16 protein-coding genes are annotated in these 19593 nt (G+C 64.5%); 13 read left to right on the top strand and 3 right to left on the bottom strand.

The window, feature by feature from the left end; genetic code table 11:
• The first annotated feature begins 91 nt into the window (after window positions 1–91).
• Window positions 92–2311 carry a putative bifunctional diguanylate cyclase/phosphodiesterase gene (locus ACXZ1M_RS29435; protein WP_459051138.1) on the top strand — a complete coding sequence of 740 codons (2220 nt, stop codon included), beginning with the start codon at window positions 92–94 and terminating at the stop codon, window positions 2309–2311.
• On the opposite strand, the gene ACXZ1M_RS29430 is transcribed toward ACXZ1M_RS29435, so the two are convergent.
• Window positions 2270–2554, bottom strand: a complete 285-nt coding sequence (locus ACXZ1M_RS29430; protein ID WP_459051137.1) for a hypothetical protein — start codon at window positions 2552–2554, stop codon at window positions 2270–2272. The two genes, ACXZ1M_RS29435 and ACXZ1M_RS29430, sit on opposite strands and share 42 nt — an antisense overlap.
• A gap of 145 nt (window positions 2555–2699) precedes the next feature.
• On the opposite strand from ACXZ1M_RS29430, the gene ACXZ1M_RS29425 reads away from it, so the two are divergent.
• The 12 genes from ACXZ1M_RS29425 to ACXZ1M_RS29370 all read left to right on the top strand — a co-directional run bounded on the left by ACXZ1M_RS29425 (window position 2700) and on the right by ACXZ1M_RS29370 (window position 17186).
• Entirely contained in the window at window positions 2700–3794 is a 1095-nt protein-coding gene (locus ACXZ1M_RS29425) for an LLM class flavin-dependent oxidoreductase (protein WP_459051136.1), read from the top strand.
• 30 nt (window positions 3795–3824) lie between these two features.
• Window positions 3825–6221 (top strand): beta-glucosidase, encoded by a 2397-nt coding sequence (locus ACXZ1M_RS29420; protein WP_459051135.1) that lies wholly within the window; start codon window positions 3825–3827, stop codon window positions 6219–6221.
• Entirely contained in the window at window positions 6218–6823 is a 606-nt protein-coding gene (locus tag ACXZ1M_RS29415) for an NADPH-dependent FMN reductase (protein ID WP_459051134.1), read from the top strand. Before ACXZ1M_RS29420 ends, ACXZ1M_RS29415 begins: the two co-directional genes overlap by 4 nt.
• Before the next feature lie 113 nt (window positions 6824–6936).
• On the top strand, window positions 6937–9102 hold the full coding sequence (locus ACXZ1M_RS29410; RefSeq protein WP_459051133.1) for a TonB-dependent receptor: 2166 nt from the start codon (window positions 6937–6939) through the stop codon (window positions 9100–9102).
• A gap of 110 nt (window positions 9103–9212) precedes the next feature.
• Window positions 9213–9890 carry a gluconate 2-dehydrogenase subunit 3 family protein gene (locus ACXZ1M_RS29405; protein ID WP_459051132.1) on the top strand — a complete coding sequence of 226 codons (678 nt, stop codon included), beginning with the start codon at window positions 9213–9215 and terminating at the stop codon, window positions 9888–9890.
• Window positions 9891–9899: 9 nt separating this feature from the next.
• Window positions 9900–11594: a GMC oxidoreductase gene (locus ACXZ1M_RS29400; RefSeq protein WP_459051131.1), complete on the top strand. Its 1695-nt coding sequence runs from the start codon at window positions 9900–9902 to the stop codon at window positions 11592–11594.
• Between the two features lie 42 nt (window positions 11595–11636).
• Window positions 11637–12287 (top strand): TetR/AcrR family transcriptional regulator, encoded by a 651-nt coding sequence (locus tag ACXZ1M_RS29395; RefSeq protein ID WP_459051130.1) that lies wholly within the window; start codon window positions 11637–11639, stop codon window positions 12285–12287.
• Window positions 12288–12369: 82 nt separating this feature from the next.
• Window positions 12370–13320, top strand: a complete 951-nt coding sequence (locus ACXZ1M_RS29390) for a sugar phosphate isomerase/epimerase family protein (protein ID WP_459051129.1) — start codon at window positions 12370–12372, stop codon at window positions 13318–13320.
• A gap of 9 nt (window positions 13321–13329) precedes the next feature.
• Window positions 13330–14289 (top strand): sugar phosphate isomerase/epimerase family protein, encoded by a 960-nt coding sequence (locus tag ACXZ1M_RS29385; RefSeq protein ID WP_459051128.1) that lies wholly within the window; start codon window positions 13330–13332, stop codon window positions 14287–14289.
• 14 nt (window positions 14290–14303) lie between these two features.
• The gene (locus tag ACXZ1M_RS29380; protein ID WP_459051127.1) at window positions 14304–15530 is read left to right on the top strand and encodes an MFS transporter; all 1227 of its coding nucleotides are present in this window, start codon (window positions 14304–14306) and stop codon (window positions 15528–15530) included.
• A gap of 2 nt (window positions 15531–15532) precedes the next feature.
• Window positions 15533–16300, top strand: coding sequence for a TIM barrel protein (locus tag ACXZ1M_RS29375; protein WP_459051126.1), 768 nt, complete (start codon window positions 15533–15535; stop codon window positions 16298–16300).
• Window positions 16284–17186, top strand: coding sequence for a TIM barrel protein (locus tag ACXZ1M_RS29370; RefSeq protein WP_459051125.1), 903 nt, complete (start codon window positions 16284–16286; stop codon window positions 17184–17186). The genes ACXZ1M_RS29375 and ACXZ1M_RS29370 overlap by 17 nt, the downstream gene beginning before the upstream one ends.
• Here ACXZ1M_RS29370 and ACXZ1M_RS29365 read toward each other — a convergent pair.
• Both ACXZ1M_RS29365 and ACXZ1M_RS29360 read right to left on the bottom strand, forming a co-directional pair.
• Complete coding sequence (locus ACXZ1M_RS29365; RefSeq protein WP_459051124.1) at window positions 17173–18645, bottom strand: MFS transporter; 1473 nt, start codon at window positions 18643–18645, stop codon at window positions 17173–17175. The two genes, ACXZ1M_RS29370 and ACXZ1M_RS29365, sit on opposite strands and share 14 nt — an antisense overlap.
• A 21-nt stretch (window positions 18646–18666) precedes the next feature.
• Window positions 18667–19581, bottom strand: coding sequence for a LysR family transcriptional regulator (locus tag ACXZ1M_RS29360; protein WP_459051123.1), 915 nt, complete (start codon window positions 19579–19581; stop codon window positions 18667–18669).
• Window positions 19582–19593 lie beyond the last annotated feature (12 nt).

Raw genomic sequence — 19593 nt, 5'->3', positions numbered from 1 at the left:
CTGCACCAAGGTGTTTGCCAATGGTGCAAGACATCCCCGCTTTGGTGCGAAGAGTGCCTGACCGGGCGGGGGCACCATTTGGAAAGCGCGAATGAACGACTTGATGCAGTGTGTTGTAACGGCAGACAACGATCCGATAGACCACATCGCCGGGCTGGGCCGCTGGTCGATGCTGCGCGTCGCACCGCAATTGTGCCTTTCCTCGGTGGCGATGCGTCTGCTGGGTGTGGAGCCGCTTGAGGCGCAAGAGCCCTGGATCGCGCGCGTGGTGCCGGAGGATCGGGCCGAGCTGGATGCCGCTTTGGCGACCATTGCGGCGCGCGGCTCGGCGGTGGTGTGCGAGTTCCGCCTGGTTGACCGGGAGCAGGGCGTGCGCTGGCTGCGGCTGCAGTCGGTGGCGGCCGAGCAACGCCCGGTAGCCAGCGGCATGCTGACCGATGTCACCGTGATGAAGCGGGCCGCGCTGCGCGAACGCTTCAATTTCGCCCTGACCCAATACCTGATCGGCACCGATACCCTGGATGAGGCGGTGTACAAGATTATCCACCTGGTGTGCGAGGAGCTGGGTTGGGAGTGGGGCGCGTTCTGGGCGTTGGAGCACGATGGTTCGGCCGAGGTGCTGCGTTGCCGGCATATCTGGCATACGCCGGATCGTGATTATTCGCAGTTCCGCAGCGCGGCCGCCACCTTGGTGGTCGAACCGGGACAGGGGGCGGTGGGCCAGACCTGGGTGAGCGGACAGTCGCTATGGGTCGATGTCAGCAGCAACCACAGCGACGTGTCGCGCGTGCAAACGGCGGTGCATTGCGGCTTGCAGTCGGGCTTCTTCTTCCCGGTGACGTATGTCGCCGCCGATGGCCGCCTGCACAGCGCCGGCGTGCTGGAGTTCTTCAGCGCCGCGCCGCGCCAGCGCGAGGCGCAGTTGCCCGGACTGGCAGAATCGATCAGCGCGCTGATCGCGCAGACCGGCCAGCGCATGGTGCAGCAGGAGCGCGTGCGGGTGCTGGCCCAGACCGATGAGATGACCGGCCTGTTCAATCGCGCCCATTTCCATGCGCTGCTCGATGCGGCCTGCGCGGCCGGCGAAAAGTTCGGTTTGCTGTATATCGACCTGGACCAGTTCAAGCCCATCAACGACGGCTTCGGGCATGCGGCCGGCAATGTGGTGCTGTGCGAGTTCGCCGACCGCCTGCGGCGACTGGCGCCGGCCGGCGCCTTCGTGGCGCGGCTGGGCGGCGATGAGTTCGCCATGCTGGCGCCGGCCGGATGGGATCGGCTGGCGCTCGATGTCCTGGCCGCCGCCGTGCTCGACGCTGCCCGCACCCGCTTCAACTATCTGGGTCATGACCTGTCGGTGTCGGCCAGCATCGGTGTCAGCATGTTTCCCCTGCATGGGGCCGACACCGCCCAGCTGCTGCACGCGGCCGACGCCGCCATGTACCTGAGCAAGCGCAACGGCCGCAACCTGGTCAGTCATTTCAGCAAGGACAATGACACCCAGCAGCACGTGGTGGCCTCGCAGCTACTGATGTTGTCGGCCTTGCAGGATGCGCTGCAGCGCAACGAGTTCTTTGTCGAATACCAGCCTATCTACGACCTGCACAGCGATAGCGTGGTGGCGCTGGAAGCGCTGATCCGTTGGCGCAAGGCTGATGGGACCGTGGTGCCGCCCGATCAATTCATCCCGGTGGCCGAGCAGAGCCGGCTGATCGTCTTTATCGGGCGCTGGGTGATCGAGCAGGTCTGCCGCGACCTGCCGCTGCTGCAGGCTGCCGGCATGCCGGAGATACAGGTGCACGTGAATATGGCCGCGCCGGAGTTCCTCGATGACGATCTGCCGCGCGAGTTGATGGCGATGGTGGAGGCCGCCGGCGTCGATCCGGCGCGCATCTGCCTGGAGTTGACCGAAGGCGTGCTGATGCGGCGTATCGAGAAGACCTTGCCGATCATGCGCGAGCTGGTGCGGCTGGGCTTTGAAATCAGCCTGGATGACTTCGGCATGGGATATTCCTCGCTGTCGCTGCTGAAGACCTTGCCGATCAGCTCGATCAAGGTGGACCGCGTGTTCCTGCAGGGTGTGCCGCATGATCGCAACGACTGTGCAATTGTGCGCACCATCATCGATCTGGGCTTGAATATGCACTTGCGTGTGATTGCCGAAGGCGTGGAAAGCGCGGCGCAGCTGGAGTTCCTGCGGCAGTTCGACTGCACTCTGGTGCAGGGCTACCTGTCCGGCCGGCCGGTGGAGATCGCCAGCCTGTTGCAGCGCTCAGTAGATGCCGAACACTCTTCCGTACAGGCCGGCAATTAGTCCCATCGTGGTCAGCCACATGCCCATCATCCAACGCATGTTGATGCTGGCCTCCCTGCGCACTTCTTTCAAGCCTCCTTCGATCTTGTGATCGAAATACGCGCGCAGCTCGTTGATACGGGCGTCTTGGTGCTCAAAACGTTCCAGCATCAGCCTGCGCAGCTCATTGATGGCCTGATGGGCCCGATCGAACTCTTTTTGATTCATATCCGGTAAGACAGGGGAGTACGCTGAGAGTTCCATTTCCGGTGCTATCGGTCCCGCGCATTCCCGCTATCCAAAACTTGAATACATCGATGATTGACTTCCCGGAGTCGGCGAAATACTATAATTAGAATTCGGATTCTGATTTAACGGATTTCCATCATACTCATAAAAGGGACCCATCATGCGCTTCTCCGTCTTCCTCAATGCCCGCACCATGAGCGCGGATGCCGACAAACAGCTGATCGTCGACCTGGAACAGCACGCGCTGCTGGCCGGCAAGCTCGGCTTCGACGCCATCTTCCTGCCCGACCACCACTTCAACGGCTACATGCCGGTCGCCAGCGACAGCTATATGTTCGCCTCCTACCTGGCGGCCAAGCTGCCGGACATGCACTTCGGCTTCTCGGTCACCTCGGTGCCGCTGCACCATCCGGTACGCTTCGTCGAACGCATCAACATTCTCGATCACCTCACCAAGGGCAAGCTGCTGGTCGGCATCGGTTCGGGCACCACACCGGAAGAGATGATCGGTTTCGGCGTCAACTACAAGGACGCCGGCCGCATCGCCGAAGAAAATCTGCAAGCAGCCGAAGCGCTGTGGAAGAAAGACATCACCGACGAAGCGATCGAACTGCACGGCTTCCACAAGGGTCGCGTGCTGCAGCGTATCGCACCGGCGCCATATGGCCAGAAACAAGCCCGCCTGATGCCGGTGGCCATGAAGGAAAGCAGCACCACGCGCGCCGCTGTCAACGGTTGGCCGGCCTTCATCCCCGCCTTCACGCCACCTAAAATCGGCGGCACCGAGCCGCTGACCCACGTGAAGAAATACTTCAGCAGCTACTACGAGCAGCTGACCACCGCCGGCCACTCCGATGAAACCGTCGCCGACGCGCTGTCGTGGACCACCCACAGCTACCAGTGCGTGCACCTGGCGCCGACTGACGAGCAGGCGCACCAGGAAGTACAGGAGATCCTCACCGCCTACCAGGAAGCGGTCGACCGCGAAGCCGCCTTCAACGCCAAGGCCGAAGCCGACGACGCCAACAAGAAGACCGACCGCACCGGCGGCGCGCTCACCGAAGACTGGATGGCCACCTGGTGCCTGTACGGCAGCCCGGAGACCGTCATCAAGAAACTGCGCGCTTATCAGAAAGTCGGCATCGGCAATATCCTGTGCGGCACCACCACCGGACCGCTGACGGAAAAACGCCTGGCCTATGCCAACCAGACCCTGAAGCTGCTGGCTGAACACGTGCTGCCGGCATTTAAATAATCAAGGCGACAGCAGGAGATGGAGACGACAATGACTAAAGAACTAAGCGTGGACCAAATGGCGACACTGACCGCCGGCGCCACCATGTGGACCACGGCGGCGATACCGGAAGCCGGCGTTGCTTCGCTCAGCATGGCCGATGGCCCGATGGGAGTGGCCGGCGCGCGCGTCGATGAACGCGACATCTCCTTGCTGACGCCATCGCCGCTGGCGCTGGGGGCGAGCTGGGACCCGGCGCTGGTGCAGCGCGTCGGACGACTGGTCGGCGGCGAGGCGATACGGCGCGGCGTCGATCTGATGCTGGCGCCTAACTTGAACATGGCGCGCAGCCCGCTGTCCGGCCGCGCCTTCGAATACTTTTCCGAAGACCCTCTGTTGTGCGGCACGCTGGGCGTGGCCTGGATACAGGGCTGCCAGTCGGTCGGCACCGGCTCCATCGCCAAGCACCTGGTCTGCAACGACAGCGAAACGGAACGCGATAAGATGAACGCCGTGGTGGATGAACGCACCCTGCGCGAAGTCTATCTGCTGCCGTTCGAGATGGCGGCGCAAGCCGGCTGCGCGGGCATGCTCACCGCCTACAACAAAATCAACGGCGCCTGGTGCGCGGAATCCGGCCCGGTGGTGCGCGACATCGCCAAGAATGAGTGGCGCTTCCCCGGTGTGTTCATGAGCGATTGGTTCGGCACCCATTCCACGGTCGGCTCGCTGACCGGTGGACTGGACCTGGAAATGCCAGGCCCCGCGCGCTTCCTCGGCGCACGCAGCGCCGCCGCCGTGGCGGAAGGGCAGGTGCAGCTTGAACGCCTGCGGGACGCGGCGCAACGTGTGGCCGTTGCCGCTGGCCGCTTCGCGACCGGCAAAGGCACGCCCATGGATGCCACCGCAGCTTCGGAGTTGTTGATCGAAGCGGCCGCCGGCGGCTTCACCCTGGTGCGCAACGACGATGCGATGCTGCCGTTGGACCCGAAGCGTTGGCCGCGCATCGCGCTGATCGGTCCCAACGCCAGCGCGCCTTGCTACCAGGGCGGCACCTTCGCCAAGATTGCGGTTAAGCCGGATGCCGTGCTGCCGGTCGACGCGCTGCGTGCGCGCTTCGGCGATGCCGTCACCACCTACGTGCCCGGCGTCGATCCGCAACCCAAGCTGCCGCGCATGGCGGTGCGTCCGGCGCGTGCGCTCGACGACGGCTGCAGCAAGGGCATGACCATTGATTACTTCGGCAACGCCGACATGGCCGGCGCACCGCTGTTGAGCGAAACGCGCGACACGAATTCGCTGACCTGGTTCCACGGCGTGCACCAAGCGGGCGCCTTGCAGGCCAACGCCGGCACCCGCGCCAGCGGCATCTACACGGCCAGCGAAAGCGGCGAGCACCTGTTTTATGTCGGTGGCACTGGCGCGCTGCGCTTGCTGGTCGGCGGCAAGGAAGTGTTCCGCCGCGACGAACAACTGGCGCCGGGGGACGTGATGGGCCGTCTGAAAAGTGGCGACGCCGATAGCGTCGCCATCGCGTTGGAGCAGGGCGCCAGCGTGGAAGTGGTGGTCGAACTGCGCTACACGCCGGCGCGCTGTCAGGGTCTTTGGTACGGCGTGCGCGCACCCGGCACCGCCGAAGCCATGATGGCGGACGCAGTCAATGCGGCCTCGCAAGCGGACGCCGTGATCCTGATGGTCGGCGAGACCTCGGACGCCAGCGTGGAAAGCAAGGACCGTCCGGACACCTATCTGCCGGCCGAGCAGCTGGCGCTGATTGAACGCGTCTGCGCGGCCAATCCGAACACGGTCATCGTGACCAACGTCGGCCATGCCTTCGACACCAACTGGGAGCAACAGGCCAAGGCGGTGCTGCACTGCTGGTATCCCGGCGAGGAATTCGGTCCGGCGCTGGCGCAGGTGCTGGCCGGCGACCGCGAACCCGGTGGTCGCATGCCGGTCACCATCGCCCGCCAGGATGCCGACTATCCGGCCCTGTCGCTGCAACCGGACGCCAAAGGCGACCTGCATTACAGCGACGGCGTGCGCTTCGGTTATCGCGGCCTGGCTGCTCGCGGTGTGGCGGCACGGCAGGCGTTCGGCGCGGGACTAGGCTACACGACATTCGATTTGACCGAACCGCGCGCGCAGGTCACCGAAGACGGCTGCGAGTTCACGCTCCAACTGCGCAACACCGGTCAGCGCGCCGGCGCCGAAGTTGTCCAGGTCTACCGCATGCTGCCCGAGCTGACGCTGGTCGGCTACGCCAAGGTGTGGCTGGAGGCGGGCGCGCACACCGAGGTGCGCATTCCGGTGGCATTGCGCCGCCTGCAAACCTGGCAAGACGGCGGCTGGACCACGCTACAAGGACCGATTCAATTGCTGGCCGGCCGCTCCAGTGCGGAGCTGCCGCTGTCGGCAACGATCACAATTCAAGGAGACCAAGCATGAACCAATTGACCAACGCCGCCCGCGCCAGTGGCCGCGCGCCTTTCATCGTCGGCATCGGCGGTACCACCCGTCCGGGCTCCAGCACCGAGAGCGCCTTGCGCGCAGCACTGCATCACGCCGAGGAACTGGGCGCCGAAACGCGCCTGTTCGGCGGCGAGGAACTGGCCTCGCTGGCCAGCTACTCACCCGAGCAAAGCGACCGCACCGAGGGCCAGCGCGCGCTGGTGGAAGCAGTGCGCCGCGCCGACGCCGTGATCTTCGCCTCGCCGGGATACCACGGCGGCGTATCGGGCCTGGTGAAGAACGCCATCGACCTGCTGGAAGACCTGCGCGCAGACGAGCGTGTGTACCTGGACGGCATGCCGGTCGGCTGCATCGTCACGGCGGCTGGGTGGCAGGGCTGCAACACCACGCTGGCGGCGATGCGCTCCATCGTGCACGCGCTGCGCGGCTGGCCGACGCCGTTGGGCGTCACGCTCAACACCGCCGGCGTGAAGCTGTTCGATGCCGGAGGCGGTTGCCTGGACCAGCAGGTGAGCGGCAGCCTGCGCACCTTGGCCGAGCAGGTGGTCGGCGTGCGCAGTCCAACTGTGGCCTACTAAAAAATCAGAATTCTGGTTCTGAAAATATGATATTCTAAAACCGTCATGACGCCTGAGCATACAGGCGCTGGCAGATAAAAGGACTGAAATAGTCCATAAGACTGGAGACAATAGTGCCTAAGCAAACCGTATCAAACCGGTCGCGGACCGCGTTCGTCCGCCCGCATCTCACCATCGTTCTCGCCAGCCTTTGGGCTACCGGCGTTGGCAACGCAGCGGCGCAGGATGGCCAGATCCAGGAAGTCATCGTCACCGCGCAGAAGACCGCGCAGCCGGCATCGAAAACGCCGCTCGCGCTGTCGGTGCTGGGCGGCGAAGACCTGCGCCAGTCCGGCGCCACCAACGCGGTGGCGCTCACCGAACTGGCGCCGAATGTGCAAATCTCCACCGACTCCGGCAAGCTGCAGGTCGCGATACGCGGCGTGGTGAGCCTGGACACCAGCGAGAAGGGCGATTCTTCTACCGCATTCAATGTGGACGGCGCCTACATCGGCCGCAGCGAAGCACAACTGGGCAGCTTCCTCGATCTGGAACGGATCGAAGTCCTGCGCGGCCCACAGGGCACGCTGTATGGCCGCAACGCCACCGCCGGCGCGATCAACCTGATCACCAACAAGCCGACCAGCAAGCTCGAAGGCCGGGTCGATGCCGAGATCGGCGACTATGCGACGCGCCGCCTGGAAGGCGTGGTCAATATTCCCGTCAACAGCACGCTGGCCCTGCGCGCGGCGGCGCTGACGGTGAGCCACAATACCTATCTGCGCGCCGGCCCGAATACGGTGGGTCTCTCCGACCAGGACGACAACGCCGGTCGCCTGCATGCGCTGTTCACCTTCTCGCCGCAGACCACGTGGCTGCTGACGGCGGAGCGCAGCAAGGCCGGCGGCAACGGCTCCAATAGCGTGCCGCTGACGAACTTCTTCAATGGCACGCCAGTCGCCGGCGGTAACAACCTGCTCAATCCGGTGTACGTGGACCGTGGCGCGGATGCCCAGCAGACCGCAGCCTTCCGCTTCGTGAATGTGGGCTCGCACAAGGCCGATGTGGCCACCTCGCTGCGTTCGGAGTTCAAGACCAGCGTGGGCGACGCCGCCGAGCTGACCTACCAGTTCGCGCGCCTGCATGCGAAAATCGATCAGCTGAACAACGGCAGCTACTTCGGCTTCCCCTTGTATAACACCATCAACGGCGAATCGACCCAGCGCACGCATGAACTGCGCCTGAATTCGACCGGTGATTCTGCCCTGAGTTGGGTGGCCGGCGTCTACCACTTCAACGAAGACATCTTCCGCGCCGGCACCTACTACACGGTGACACCGGGACCGCTGATCGTGCTGCCGTTCACGCCGACCGTCGAAAGCCGTTCGAAAGCGGCGTTCGGACAGCTGACCTACCGCGCGCTGAAAGACCTGCGCCTGACGCTGGGCGCGCGCACCACGCGCGATGAAAAATCCGGCCACGATCCGATCAGCGGCAACGCCGCCGGCCCAGGCTACACGGCGCATGTTGAAAGCGCGAAGTCCAACTTCCGCCTGGCGGCCGACTACGACGTGCGTCCCGCGCTGATGGTGTACGGCAGCCTGTCGACCGGCTACAAGGCCGGTGGCTTCAACGACACCAGCGGCACCGCCTACAAGCCGGAGAACCTGACGTCGGTGGAAGCCGGCGTCAAGGGCCGTTTCCTCGGCAACCGGTTGCGCCTGGGCGCCGCCGCTTTCCACTACGACTACAAGGACATGCAGCTGACGTCCGTTGTCTGCGCCAGCGGCAGCACCGGCGCCAATTGCGGCGCGCTTACCACCAATGCATCCAACGCCATGATCAAAGGCGTGGAGCTGGAGGGCAGCTACAACGCCACGGTGGACGACCGCATCAACTTCTCGCTCGCCACCTCGGAAGGCAAGTTCAAAACCTACCGTCCGAACGCCGGCAACGACTGGTCGGGCCAGCAGATCGACCGCTCACCGGCCTACAACGCCAGTCTCGGATATGCCCACACCTTCATGCTCGATAGCGGCGGAAGCGTGGTGGCGCGGATCGGCACGCGGCTGAACGGCGCCTACTTCCTTAGCGATTTCGCCGAGGCGATCCGCTACCGGCAACCGGCCTACCGCAAGAGCGACATCAGCGCGACCTACACCGCGCCGGCGCAACGCTACTACGTGCAGGCTTACGCGCGCAATCTCGAAAACACCATCACGCTGGACAGCCTGCTGCCCGGAGGCTTCGGCATCGGTGCGCCGCGTACTGTCGGCCTGCGCGCGGGCACCCAGTTCTGACAGGTATCGCCTTCACGGATAAGAGCTATCGATAAAAGCAGCACGTTTAGCGATAGCGACCAGCCGGGAAAGCGCTATCATTTTTGCGGACTCGAATCAGAAAGGCCCATATGATTTTCAGTAAAGTGCAATTCAGGAAAATGCCCAGCGTGCGCGGCGCGCACCATGACGCGCCACCTGCCGTGTCGCGCCGCGATGTGCTGACGGCCTTGCTGGCCGGCGGCGCGCTGGCCGCCACGTGGACCACTTCCGCTGCAGCCGCCGCGCTGCAAGCCGCCGGCGCCGCCGCCGACGGACAGACCGCCGCAGCCAACGCCGGCTTGAGCGCAGCCGAAATGGCCGTGCTGTCGGCCGCGGCGCAAATCATCGTTCCCGCCACCGATACGCCGGGTGCGCAGGAAGCCGGCGTCCCGCAGTTCATCGCCGCGCTGTCCGCGCACTGGATGAAGGCCGACGAACTCGCGATATTCCGTACCGGCCTGGCCGGCCTGGACGCCAGTGCGCAGCAGCGCTACCAGTGCGCCTACGCGGCCTGCACGCCGGAGCAGGGCGCCGAGATCCTGCAGGCGCTGCGCGCCGCCAGCCCATACGGCGGCCGCACATTCTCGTTGACCGATCGCATTCTGGACCCGAAAGCGCCGTTCTACCTGCGCCTGCGCGACCTGGTGGTGCTGGGCTACTTCACCTCCGAAGCCGGCAGCAACCAGGAACTGCGCTACATGCCGGTGCCCGGCAAGTTCGAATCGAATGTGGACATCAAGACCTGGCCATACCAGGTCGTCATCTAAGGATCACGCATGAGCAAGACTACCCAATTCGACGCCATCGTCATCGGCTCGGGCATCACCGGCGGCTGGGCCGCCAAGGAACTGACCGAGAAGGGCATGAAAGTGCTGATGCTGGAGCGCGGCGCGCTGGTCGAGCACCAGAAAGGCTATGTGCACGAGTTCACGCCGCCGTGGCAGGCGCCCAACGACGGCCTGCCCGAGCGCGAGCTGTACGCGCGCGAATACGAAATCCAGAGCAAGATCGAACGCGGCGCCTTCAGCTGGGCCAACCGCCACTACTGGATCAACGACCGCGAAAATCCGTATGAGCAGATCAAGCCATTCCGCTGGCACCGCACCAATGTCCTGGGCGGTCGCTCGCTGACCTGGGGCCGCCAGTCCTACCGCTGGGGCAACGACGACTTCCTGGCCAACGCCCGCGATGGTCACGGCAACGACTGGCCGATCCGCTACGCCGACCTGGCGCCGTGGTACACGCACGTTGAAAAGTTCATCGGCGTCAGCGGCCAGCCGGAAGGGTTGGAGCACTTCCCGGACGGGCACTACCTGCCGCCAATGGAAATGACGGCGCTGGAACGCGCGCTCAAGCAGCGCATCGAAGGCAAATGGCAGGATCGCCGCGTCACCATCGGCCGCGTCGCCAACCTGACCGTGCCGCACAACGGCCGTGGCCAGTGCCAGAACCGTAACATCTGCAATCGCGGCTGCTCGTTCGGCGCCTATTTCAGTACGCTCAGTTCCACGCTGCCGGCGGCGCAGAAGACCGGCCGCCTGACGGTGCGCACGGACAGCGTGGTGGAAGCCATCGATGTCGATCCGAAGACCAGGAAGGCCAGCGGCGTGCGCGTGATCGACGCCAAGACCGGCCAGCGTACGACCTTCAAGGCGCGCGTTATTTTCCTGTGCGCGTCCACCTACGGTTCGCTGCAGGTGCTGCTGCAATCGCGCAGCGCGCTGCATCCGAACGGCATCGGCAATCATAGCGATGTGCTGGGCCGCTATCTGATCGACCATCACGGCGTGGCCGCCTTCGGCGAGATCAAGGGCTTCGAGGACCGCAACTACAAGGGCCGCCGCGCCACCGGTATCCTGGTGCCGCGCTTCCGCAACGTGGGCGGGCAGGATGCCGATGCCGATTTCACGCGCGGCTACGGTTTCCAGGGCGGCGCCATGCGCGACGACTGGACCAACACCGCCGCGCTCACCGACGATTTTGGCGCCGGCATGAAGCACAACATCGCGCGGCCCGGCAAATGGGTGGCCTTCCTTGGCGCCTTTGGCGAGCAGCTGCCGCAGGCGCACAACCGGGTTGTGCTCAATGAGAAAAAGCCGGGCAACTACGGCCTGCCGCAACTGAGTTTCGACGTCGCTTATGGCGAGAACGAGCGCAAGATGGCGGTCGATGCCGGCAAACAGGCGGAGCAAATGCTGAAAGCGGCCGGCGCCGAGCGCGTGCAGCTGATTCCATCCCGCGCGCTGCCCGGCGTCTCGATCCACGAAATGGGCGGTGCGCGCATGGGCCACAATCCGGCGGAGTCGGTGCTGAATGCGCACAACCAGGTGCACGGCGTGCCGAATCTGTTCGTCACCGATGGTTCGGCCATGGCGTCGAGCGGCACGGTCAACCCATCGCTGACGTATATGGCGCTGACGGCGCGCGCGGTGGACTTTGCCGTGGCGGAGTTCAAGGCTGGACGGCTATAATCTGCCTTCCCAACTATCCCAATGACCGAGCACACCAAACCTATGCCAGCCATCACCGCTCACGCACGCGCGCCGAAGCAGGGCCGCAGCCGTCAATCCTTCGAACGCATCCTCGAAGGGACCATCGATCTGCTGCGTGAGCGATCCTACGACCAGATTACGCTGGCGGAGATCTGCGAGCGTTCCGGCGTCTCGACCGGGTCGCTGTACGGCCGTGTCGCCGGCAAGGACGAGCTGCTGCGCGCGGTGCAGGTGCTGGTCCTGGAACGCATGGGGGAACAGTTCAATTCCGAGGCCGAGCGCATCGCCAAGGAGGCGCACGGCCTGGCGCAGGTGGTGCCTGCGGTAGTCGCCAGTCTAGGGTCTATCCTCAAGGACAACGCCAGCGTGCTGCGCTCCTTCATGCTGCGCAGCGCCACCGACGAGGCGATCGAGGCGGCCGGTAAAAAGTCCGCCAACGACAACCACGCCAAGTTCATGGCCCTGATCAAGGGCTGCGCGAAAGAGATACGTCATCCGCAACCCGACCGCGCCATCAACAGCGGCATGATGCTGATCTACGCCACCCAGGCCCGTTTCCTGGGACTGGACAGCATCGGCCGCCTCAACGAGGCCGGCAAGTGGAACCAGTTACTGGAAGACCTGAGCGACATGATGCTCGCCTTCCTCATGTTTACGCCTCCCAAGCGCTGACCGGGCGTGGTGCGCGGATCCTCCGCGTGCCAGGTTGCGCAACAAATCATAACTAACATTCTGATTCTGAAAAGGAATAGGCATGACTGCACCCGCACGCAAACTGCGCTGGGCCTACATGGACCATTGGCGTATCGACACCCCGCAAGGGCAGCTATCGCAATACACATCGGTGAAGCGTTTCGACGCTTTTCTCAAGCAGGTTTCGTCGCTTGGTTTCGAAGCGATCGAGACTTTCGACTTCCATCTCGGACCGCTGCGCGAGTTGTTCGGTTCACTGGAAAACGCCCGCGCTTTCATGCAGGAGCGTGGTGTCGACCGGGTACTGAGCCTGTTCCACGCGGTGATGTACGACGAGCGCCAGAGCGCACCGCACGTGCGCTCCACGCATGACCACATCTTCAACTACGCGCAGCACATCATGCGTTCCAGCGTGGGCCTGGGCGTGGAGAACTTTATCGTCATGCCGGCCGGCCTGTATTACGACGTGGAGCCGGTCACCGACGACAAGCTGCGCGCCTGCGCGGAACTGTGGAACCGCGTCGGCAAGATGACGCTGGAGTATGGCGTCAAAACCTGCTGCCACCACGAGTTCTTCTGCGGTATCCGCAGCGCCGAACAGTTGCGCAAGTTCTATGAATGGACCGATCCGCGCTACGTGTTCTTCTACTGCGACACCGCGCAGCACGTGATCGCCGGCGTTGATCCGGTCGATCTGTACCTCAAGCTGCAGGACCGCTGCGGCGGCTTCCACATGAAGGACACCAAGCATGTGGACTTGACCGGCGACTACCGCCGCAAGCCGGATGCGGAAGTGATGGCGCCCACCACGCCGCGCTGGTTCCACGAAATGGGCACGCCCGGCGGCCTGGTGGACTTCCCGGCGCTGATGCAGGCGATGAAGGAGTGCGGCTACGAAGGCTGGGTCGGCGTGGAGCACGACAAGGCCGACGTCGAAGGCGGCAACTACCCGGAAACCACGGCGCTGTCGGCCTGGTACATCCAGCACGTACTCAAGAAAATCTACGCATAAGGTGAGGCCATGATCAAGTGGGCATATGGAGTAAATCAATGGAAGGCTGGCTTCACCAGCTTCGCGCGCCTGGAAGAAATCGAGCGCGCGTTCAAGGTGACTGCGGCCTGCGGCTTCGACGCGGTGGAACTCAACGCCGGCAGCGGACGCTGGGACCCGATCGGGCGGCCGGAAAACATCGCCATCAACTACGGCTCGGCGGCGCACTTCCGCCTGAAGCTCAAGGACCTGGGCATCAATCATGTTTCTAGCACGTTCTTCGATCCGACTTTAATGAGTTTCGAAGAGCTGCATTTCGGATTGATGAGCACCCAGCCGGCGGACCACGCGCGCATCGTCGCGCAGGCGCGCATTCATGCGGAGATGCTGGCGGAGCTGGGCGGCAAGCTGCTGGTGGTGCGGCCGTTCCCGTCGTTCTGGAAGGAGGGCGCGCTCAATGCCGAACGCCTGGCCGCCGCTGCGGACTGCTGGAACCAGGTGGCCGCCATGGCCGCGCCGCTGGGCCTCAAGGTCGCGTTGCACGTGGATGCCTTGTCGGCGCTGCGCAGCGCCGGCGAATTCGAACAGCTGCTGCAGTTGTGTGATCGCGAACAAGTCGGCCTGGCCATCGACACGGCGGAACTGACCATCGCCGGGCATGACGTGGTGGCGCTGTACCGGCGCTTCCACGACCGCGTGCTGCATTTCCATTTCAAGGATGCGCTGGCGGTCGACACGCTCGATGAGTACAAGCTGCCCAACGCCGAACGCGCTTTGATCGCCGCCGGCGGCGAACGCGAGATCGAGCGTTGGTTCGGCGAGATGGGCACGGGGCTGGTGGACTTCCCCGCGCTGCTTGCGGCCATGCGGGAGCATGGCTACGCCGGCTGGATCGTGGTGGAAAGCGACAAGGGACCGGAGCCTATCGCCACCGGCATGATGCTCAACAGCTGGTACCGGCAGAACGTGCTGGACCTGCCGGCACGCTAAGCCAGGAGGCGTCCATGAATCCACTACAAAGCACAGCGCCCACTCCTGCAGCAGCGGACGTGGCGGGGATGGGAACCGGCGGTTCCGGCCAGCGCAAGGCCGGCCGCGCGCAGGGCATCGCGCTGATGGGCATCCTGGCGATGCCCACGTTGGCGCTGGCGGCGCTGGTTCCCAGTTTGCCGCAACTGTTCCAGCAGTTTTCCTCGGTGCCCAACTTCCAGTTGCTGGTTCCGATGATAATCACCGTGCCATCGTTGTGCGTGGCGCTGTTCTCGGGCTTCATGGGCGCGATCGCCGATCGCTGGGGGCGGCGCAAGCTGCTGCTGGTGGCGCTGTTCGCATTCGCACTGCTGGGCCTCGCACCGATGTTCTTCGACAGCCTCGTGCTGATCGTCGCTAGCCGTGTGATCGTCGGGCTGGCGGAAGCAGCCATTCTCACCGTCGGCAATGCGCTCATGGGCGACTACTTCGAAGGCGAGGACCGGCAGAAGTGGCTGGGCTACCAGAACATGTTCGCGCCGTTGATCGGTTCCGCCATTTTGCTGTCCGGGGGCTTCCTGGCCGGCATGCACTGGCGCTATCCCTTCCTGCTGTACCTGAGCGGCTTTGCGGTGCTGGCATGGGTGTACTTCGTTTGCTGGGAGCCGCGCCGTACCCCCGCTGCGGAGCGGCAGCCGGCCACGCCGTTCCCGTGGCGCGTTACGCTGCTGGTCTGCGGCGTAACGGTGCTGTTCTCGCTGGTGTTCTTTGTGCAGGCGGTGCAGCATGGCCGCATCTTCGGCGACATGGGCGTGGCTTCCCCAGAGCGTATCAGCGTGCTGGCGACCATCGCCAGTCTCGGTACGGTCATCGGCGGGTACCTGTTCAAGCGGTTCTCCAGCTTTAGCGTCACGCGCTGGATGGCGATCGTGCTGGTGTTCTACGGCGTCAGCTACATCGGTGTGGCGCTGGCGCCCAACCTGGTGACCGGCCTGCCGCTGGACGCGTTGGGCCAGGTCGGCGGCGGCTTGATGCTGCCGGTGCTGGTCACCTGGGCATTGCAGCACTACGGCTTCGAACATCGCGGTCGCGGCATGGGCATGTGGGGCGGCGCCTTCTTCCTCGGTCAGTTTCTCAGTCCGCCGCTGGTCACCTTGATCGGCAGCTTCGGCCCCAGCTTCCTCGGCAGCGTCGCCATCATCGGCGCGATTTGCCTGACGGTGGCTGTGGCCATCACTCTTACACAATCGAAAGCAAAATAATCATGCAACTAGCAGCTTGTATTGAATGGATGTTCGCCGAAGCCGGCGAGGACCTGGCCGCGCGGGTGCACGCCGCGCACGCGGCAGGCATCAAAAGCGTTGAATTCCACCTGTGGCGCGAAAAACCGCTCGACGCGATCGAGGCTGCGCTGAACGAAACCGGCGTGCGCCTGCTCAGCTTTTGTGTTGAGCCGCGCCGCAGCCTGGTCGATCCGGCCGACCACGAGGCCGTGCTGGCCGCCGTGGCCGACGCCATACCGGTGGCGCAGCGATTCAACGGCGCGGCCATGATCCTGGCGTCGGGCTTTACGCGTGCCGACGTGTCCGACGAAGAGCAGTTCGATGCCGCCGTCCGCGTGTTGCAGCAGGCTGCCGCCATGGCGGCGCGGGCCGGCGTGACCTTGTGGCTGGAACCGGTCTACATGGTGATCAACGGTCAGCGCATGTTTGTCGACACCGTGCAGCGCGGGCTGGATATCGTGGCGGCGGTCGATAATTCGGCGCTACGACTTCTGGCCGATGCCTATCATTCCGCGCAAACGGAGGAGGATTTCGCGGCCGTCATCGGCGAGCGCGTCAACCTGATCGCCCACGTTCAAGTGGCCGATACCGACGGCCGCCACGAGCCGGGAACCGGTGGCATCAACTGGCAGCGCATCACCGCCACGTTGCGCAAGCAGGGCTACCGGGGCCAGATCGGCCTCGAATACTTCCCCACGGTGGAGACGCAGCAATCGCTCGTCATGTCCCGCCATGCGCTCGGTCTTTGACCGCCGGCGTTTTCTCTCGGCTCTGGCCCTGGGCGCAAGCTACGCGGTAGCACCCCGCGTGCTTGCGCGCGGGCGCTTGCGCCAGGGACTGACGCCACACCTGTTCAACAACGATATCGAAGACACCTGCCGCATGGCGCGGGCCTTGGGCATACAAGGACTGGACTTCGTCAGCAATCCGGCCGACTGGCCCATGCTCAAAAGCCACGGCCTGACCATGACCGTGCTGCGCGTCGACTATGGCGGCGGCATTTCCACACTGGCCCGCGCGCCGGCCGGCCCGCCCGGCTGGAACGCCATCGGCACGCCGGACCAAGACGGACAGTTCGAAGCGGCGCTGCGCGAACGCATCGACGCGGCTGCCGCCAACGGCATCCCCAATATTCTCCTGACCTGCGGTGTGCGCGGCGCCTTGAGCTACGAGGATGGCAAGCGCAATGCGCTCGGCTTGCTGCAGCGCGTGCGCGCACACGCTGAAGCGCGCGGCGTCACGCTGGTTATGGAGAACATCAACTCGGGTCACTCCGGCGGCCCACCATCGCCGCCAGGCAGCATGTTCGATCACCTGCCTTGGGGGCTGGATGTGGTGACTCAGGTGAACTCGCCGCGCGTGAAGCTGCTGGTCGATCTCTATCATGCGCAGCTCATGGACGGGAATATCACCAACTTCCTGCGCCAGAACATCCAGTGGATAGGGCATTTCCACACCGGCGGCGTCCCTGGACGCCATGAGATCGACGACACCCAGGAGCTCAACTACCGCCACGTCGCGCGGGCGCTGGCGGATCTGAACTACCAGGGCTTCGTCAGCCACGAATGGACACCGTCGGCAGGCCAGGACAAGCTGGCCGTGCTGCGCAAGTGCATCGACATCATGGACGTTTAGGAGGCGAAACCTTCATCACCTTGGCCAGCCGGTGTATTCCCACCACTGCGCTGATCAGCAGGCAGGCAAACAACGGCAGCACCAGCAGATACGCGTCGGCGTAATGCCGGGCTGCCGTTGCCGCTTCCGGACGCTCTCCAAAGAACAGCAGCCCGGCCAGTGCCACGCCCAGCGCGGCGGCGATCTGTTGCACCGCCGTGAACATGCCGGCGGCGACACCGGCATCGGTCATCGGCACGTCCTGCAAGGTGGCGTTGGACAGCTGAGGGCCGCACAATCCCATCCCCAGACCCATGCCGAACTGCGCCAGCGCCAGCGGCCATGGCAGCAGCACGCCGCCATACACGGACCATGCGGCGAGGGACAGGCTGGCCGCCGTGACGCCGACGCCCGCCATCATCACCCGCACGCCCAGCAATTTGTATAACCGTGGGCCGATCAGCGTAATGCCGCCCATGGCGCCGAAGGCGATCGGCGCGCAGGCATAGGCCATCTGCGAAGCGCTCAGTCCCATGCCTTCCTGTAGCACGAAGGTCATCACCAGCAGGTAGGCCGGTAGCACCGGGTTGATGCTCAATGTGCACAGCAATCCCAGCGCCACCTTGCGCAGCTTGAACAGCGACGGCGGCACCAGCGCGTCGCCGCGCGTGGCCTGGCGCCAGCGCAGGTAGCGCAACGTGCCCCATGCCAGCGGCACAGTGGCCGCCAGCAGTAGCACCAGGCCCACCGGCCAGCCGTGTTCCGGGCCTTCGATCAATGGCGCCAGCAAAGCAAACAACACCAATACCGACAACGCTGCGCCGATCACATCGACCGGCGTGGCATTGACGCCACGACCGGCTGGAAGCAGCTTGGCGCCGGCGACAAGACTGAACAAGCCGATCGGCAGGTTAATCAGGAAGGTGAGCCGCCAACCCAGGCCGAACCAGTTGGCGTCGATCAGCAGGCCGCCGACGATGGGGCCCAGCGCCGCCGAGAAGCCGCCGAGGAAGCCGAATACCGTGTACACCTTGTAGCGCTGCTCGGGCGGATACATCACCTGCACCAGCGCCATCACCTGCGGCACCATCATGGCGGCGGTGGCGCCTTGCAGCACGCGGGCGATCTGCAGCGTCATGGCGTCCGGCGCCAGCCCGCACGCCATCGAGGTGATGGTGAAAAGTGCGATCCCGGTCAGGAACATGCGGCGATAACCGTGACTGTCGCCCAGCCGGCCGCCGACGATCAGCAGCACCGCGAACGCCGTCGCGTAGCCGGCGATGATCCATTCCAGCGCGGCGCGGTCGGCGCCCAAAGTGCTGCTGATGGAAGGGATGGCGACGTTGACGATGGTGGTGTCCAGCAGGTCCATGACAAATGCCAGGGCGACGGCGACCAGCGCCATTTGGCGACGGCGCGGCGAGAACGAGGCGGCGGCAGCGTAAGCGCTGCCCTCCGTCCCGGAAACGGGATGGTGCATAGTTGATTCCTCAGGTTGATGTCAGACGCTTGCGGCGGCCGTTATGAATTTTTCTCGTATCCAGCTGATCGCCGGATCGTTGCTCCGGTGCTTATGCCATTGCAGCATCTGCACCAGGCGCGGGATGCGCGGTGGTGGTTCCCATACCTTGACTGGCAGCGTGGCCTGGGCGTTGAGCGCAATGCGGCGGTGCACGGTGGCGATGCGGTCGGTGCCGACCACCATGGCCGGCAGCGCCGTCATGCTCGGCGCGGTCACCTCCACCCGGCGCTTGACGTCGAAGCTTTCCATGAACCAGCCGTCAAAGGTGGAGAGCGGAGCGGAGACCGTGTTGTTGAAGGTGGCGATCACGTGACCGCAGGCCAAGTAGTCGTCGAAGGTGAGGCGGTCGCGCACGCAGGAATTGCCCTCCCACGTCACGCACAAATAGTCTTCCTCGAACAGCGCGGCAGAAGGGTGGTCCTTGGCGATGTACTGCGACGGGATCACCAGGAAATCGGCTTCGCCCTGTTCCAGCACCTCGTTCGGCCGCTCGGACTGGTCGCGCAGGCGGATGCGCAGGTTGGGCGCTTCGCGGTACAGCTCCGCCAGCAGCTTGGGAATCAGCACGGCCGTGGTGTAGTCCGACACCAGCAGCGTGAACATGCGGGTTTCGTTGGCCGGGTCGAATTGCGGCTGGGCGGCGATGGTGGTGTCGATCCGCATCAACACTTCGCGTACCGGCTCGATCAGATCCTTGGCGCGCGGCGTCAGCATCAACTGGCGGCCGGACGGCACCAGCAGCTCGTCGTTGAAGTAGGCGCGCAGCCGCGACAACGCGCCGCTGGTGGCCGGCTGGCTCAGAAACAGCTTCTCGGCCGCGCGGCTGATATTGCGCTCCGAGAGCAGCGCGTTCAGCGCCACCAGCAGATTCAGGTCGAGTTTATTAAAGCGCATGGCGGCTCCGGG

This window comes from Duganella paludis (assembly GCF_054461335.1).
Note: the sequence above shows the minus strand (reverse complement) of the source record. Positions and strands in the feature narration are given on the sequence as shown.

What these genes read in the sequence shown, in the direction of transcription:
- ACXZ1M_RS29360 (WP_459051123.1), bottom strand. Translation starts at nt 19,581, where the DNA reads ATGCGCTTTAATAAACTCGACCTGAATCTGCTGGTGGCGCTGAACGCG.
- ACXZ1M_RS29380 (WP_459051127.1), top strand. Translation starts at nt 14,304, where the DNA reads ATGAATCCACTACAAAGCACAGCGCCCACTCCTGCAGCAGCGGACGTG.
- ACXZ1M_RS29365 (WP_459051124.1), bottom strand. Translation starts at nt 18,645, where the DNA reads ATGCACCATCCCGTTTCCGGGACGGAGGGCAGCGCTTACGCTGCCGCC.
- ACXZ1M_RS29370 (WP_459051125.1), top strand. Translation starts at nt 16,284, where the DNA reads ATGCGCTCGGTCTTTGACCGCCGGCGTTTTCTCTCGGCTCTGGCCCTG.
- ACXZ1M_RS29425 (WP_459051136.1), top strand. Translation starts at nt 2,700, where the DNA reads ATGCGCTTCTCCGTCTTCCTCAATGCCCGCACCATGAGCGCGGATGCC.
- ACXZ1M_RS29390 (WP_459051129.1), top strand. Translation starts at nt 12,370, where the DNA reads ATGACTGCACCCGCACGCAAACTGCGCTGGGCCTACATGGACCATTGG.
- ACXZ1M_RS29415 (WP_459051134.1), top strand. Translation starts at nt 6,218, where the DNA reads ATGAACCAATTGACCAACGCCGCCCGCGCCAGTGGCCGCGCGCCTTTC.
- ACXZ1M_RS29395 (WP_459051130.1), top strand. Translation starts at nt 11,637, where the DNA reads ATGCCAGCCATCACCGCTCACGCACGCGCGCCGAAGCAGGGCCGCAGC.
- ACXZ1M_RS29385 (WP_459051128.1), top strand. Translation starts at nt 13,330, where the DNA reads ATGATCAAGTGGGCATATGGAGTAAATCAATGGAAGGCTGGCTTCACC.
- ACXZ1M_RS29430 (WP_459051137.1), bottom strand. Translation starts at nt 2,554, where the DNA reads ATGGAACTCTCAGCGTACTCCCCTGTCTTACCGGATATGAATCAAAAA.
- ACXZ1M_RS29435 (WP_459051138.1), top strand. Translation starts at nt 92, where the DNA reads ATGAACGACTTGATGCAGTGTGTTGTAACGGCAGACAACGATCCGATA.
- ACXZ1M_RS29375 (WP_459051126.1), top strand. Translation starts at nt 15,533, where the DNA reads ATGCAACTAGCAGCTTGTATTGAATGGATGTTCGCCGAAGCCGGCGAG.
- ACXZ1M_RS29405 (WP_459051132.1), top strand. Translation starts at nt 9,213, where the DNA reads ATGATTTTCAGTAAAGTGCAATTCAGGAAAATGCCCAGCGTGCGCGGC.
- ACXZ1M_RS29420 (WP_459051135.1), top strand. Translation starts at nt 3,825, where the DNA reads ATGACTAAAGAACTAAGCGTGGACCAAATGGCGACACTGACCGCCGGC.
- ACXZ1M_RS29400 (WP_459051131.1), top strand. Translation starts at nt 9,900, where the DNA reads ATGAGCAAGACTACCCAATTCGACGCCATCGTCATCGGCTCGGGCATC.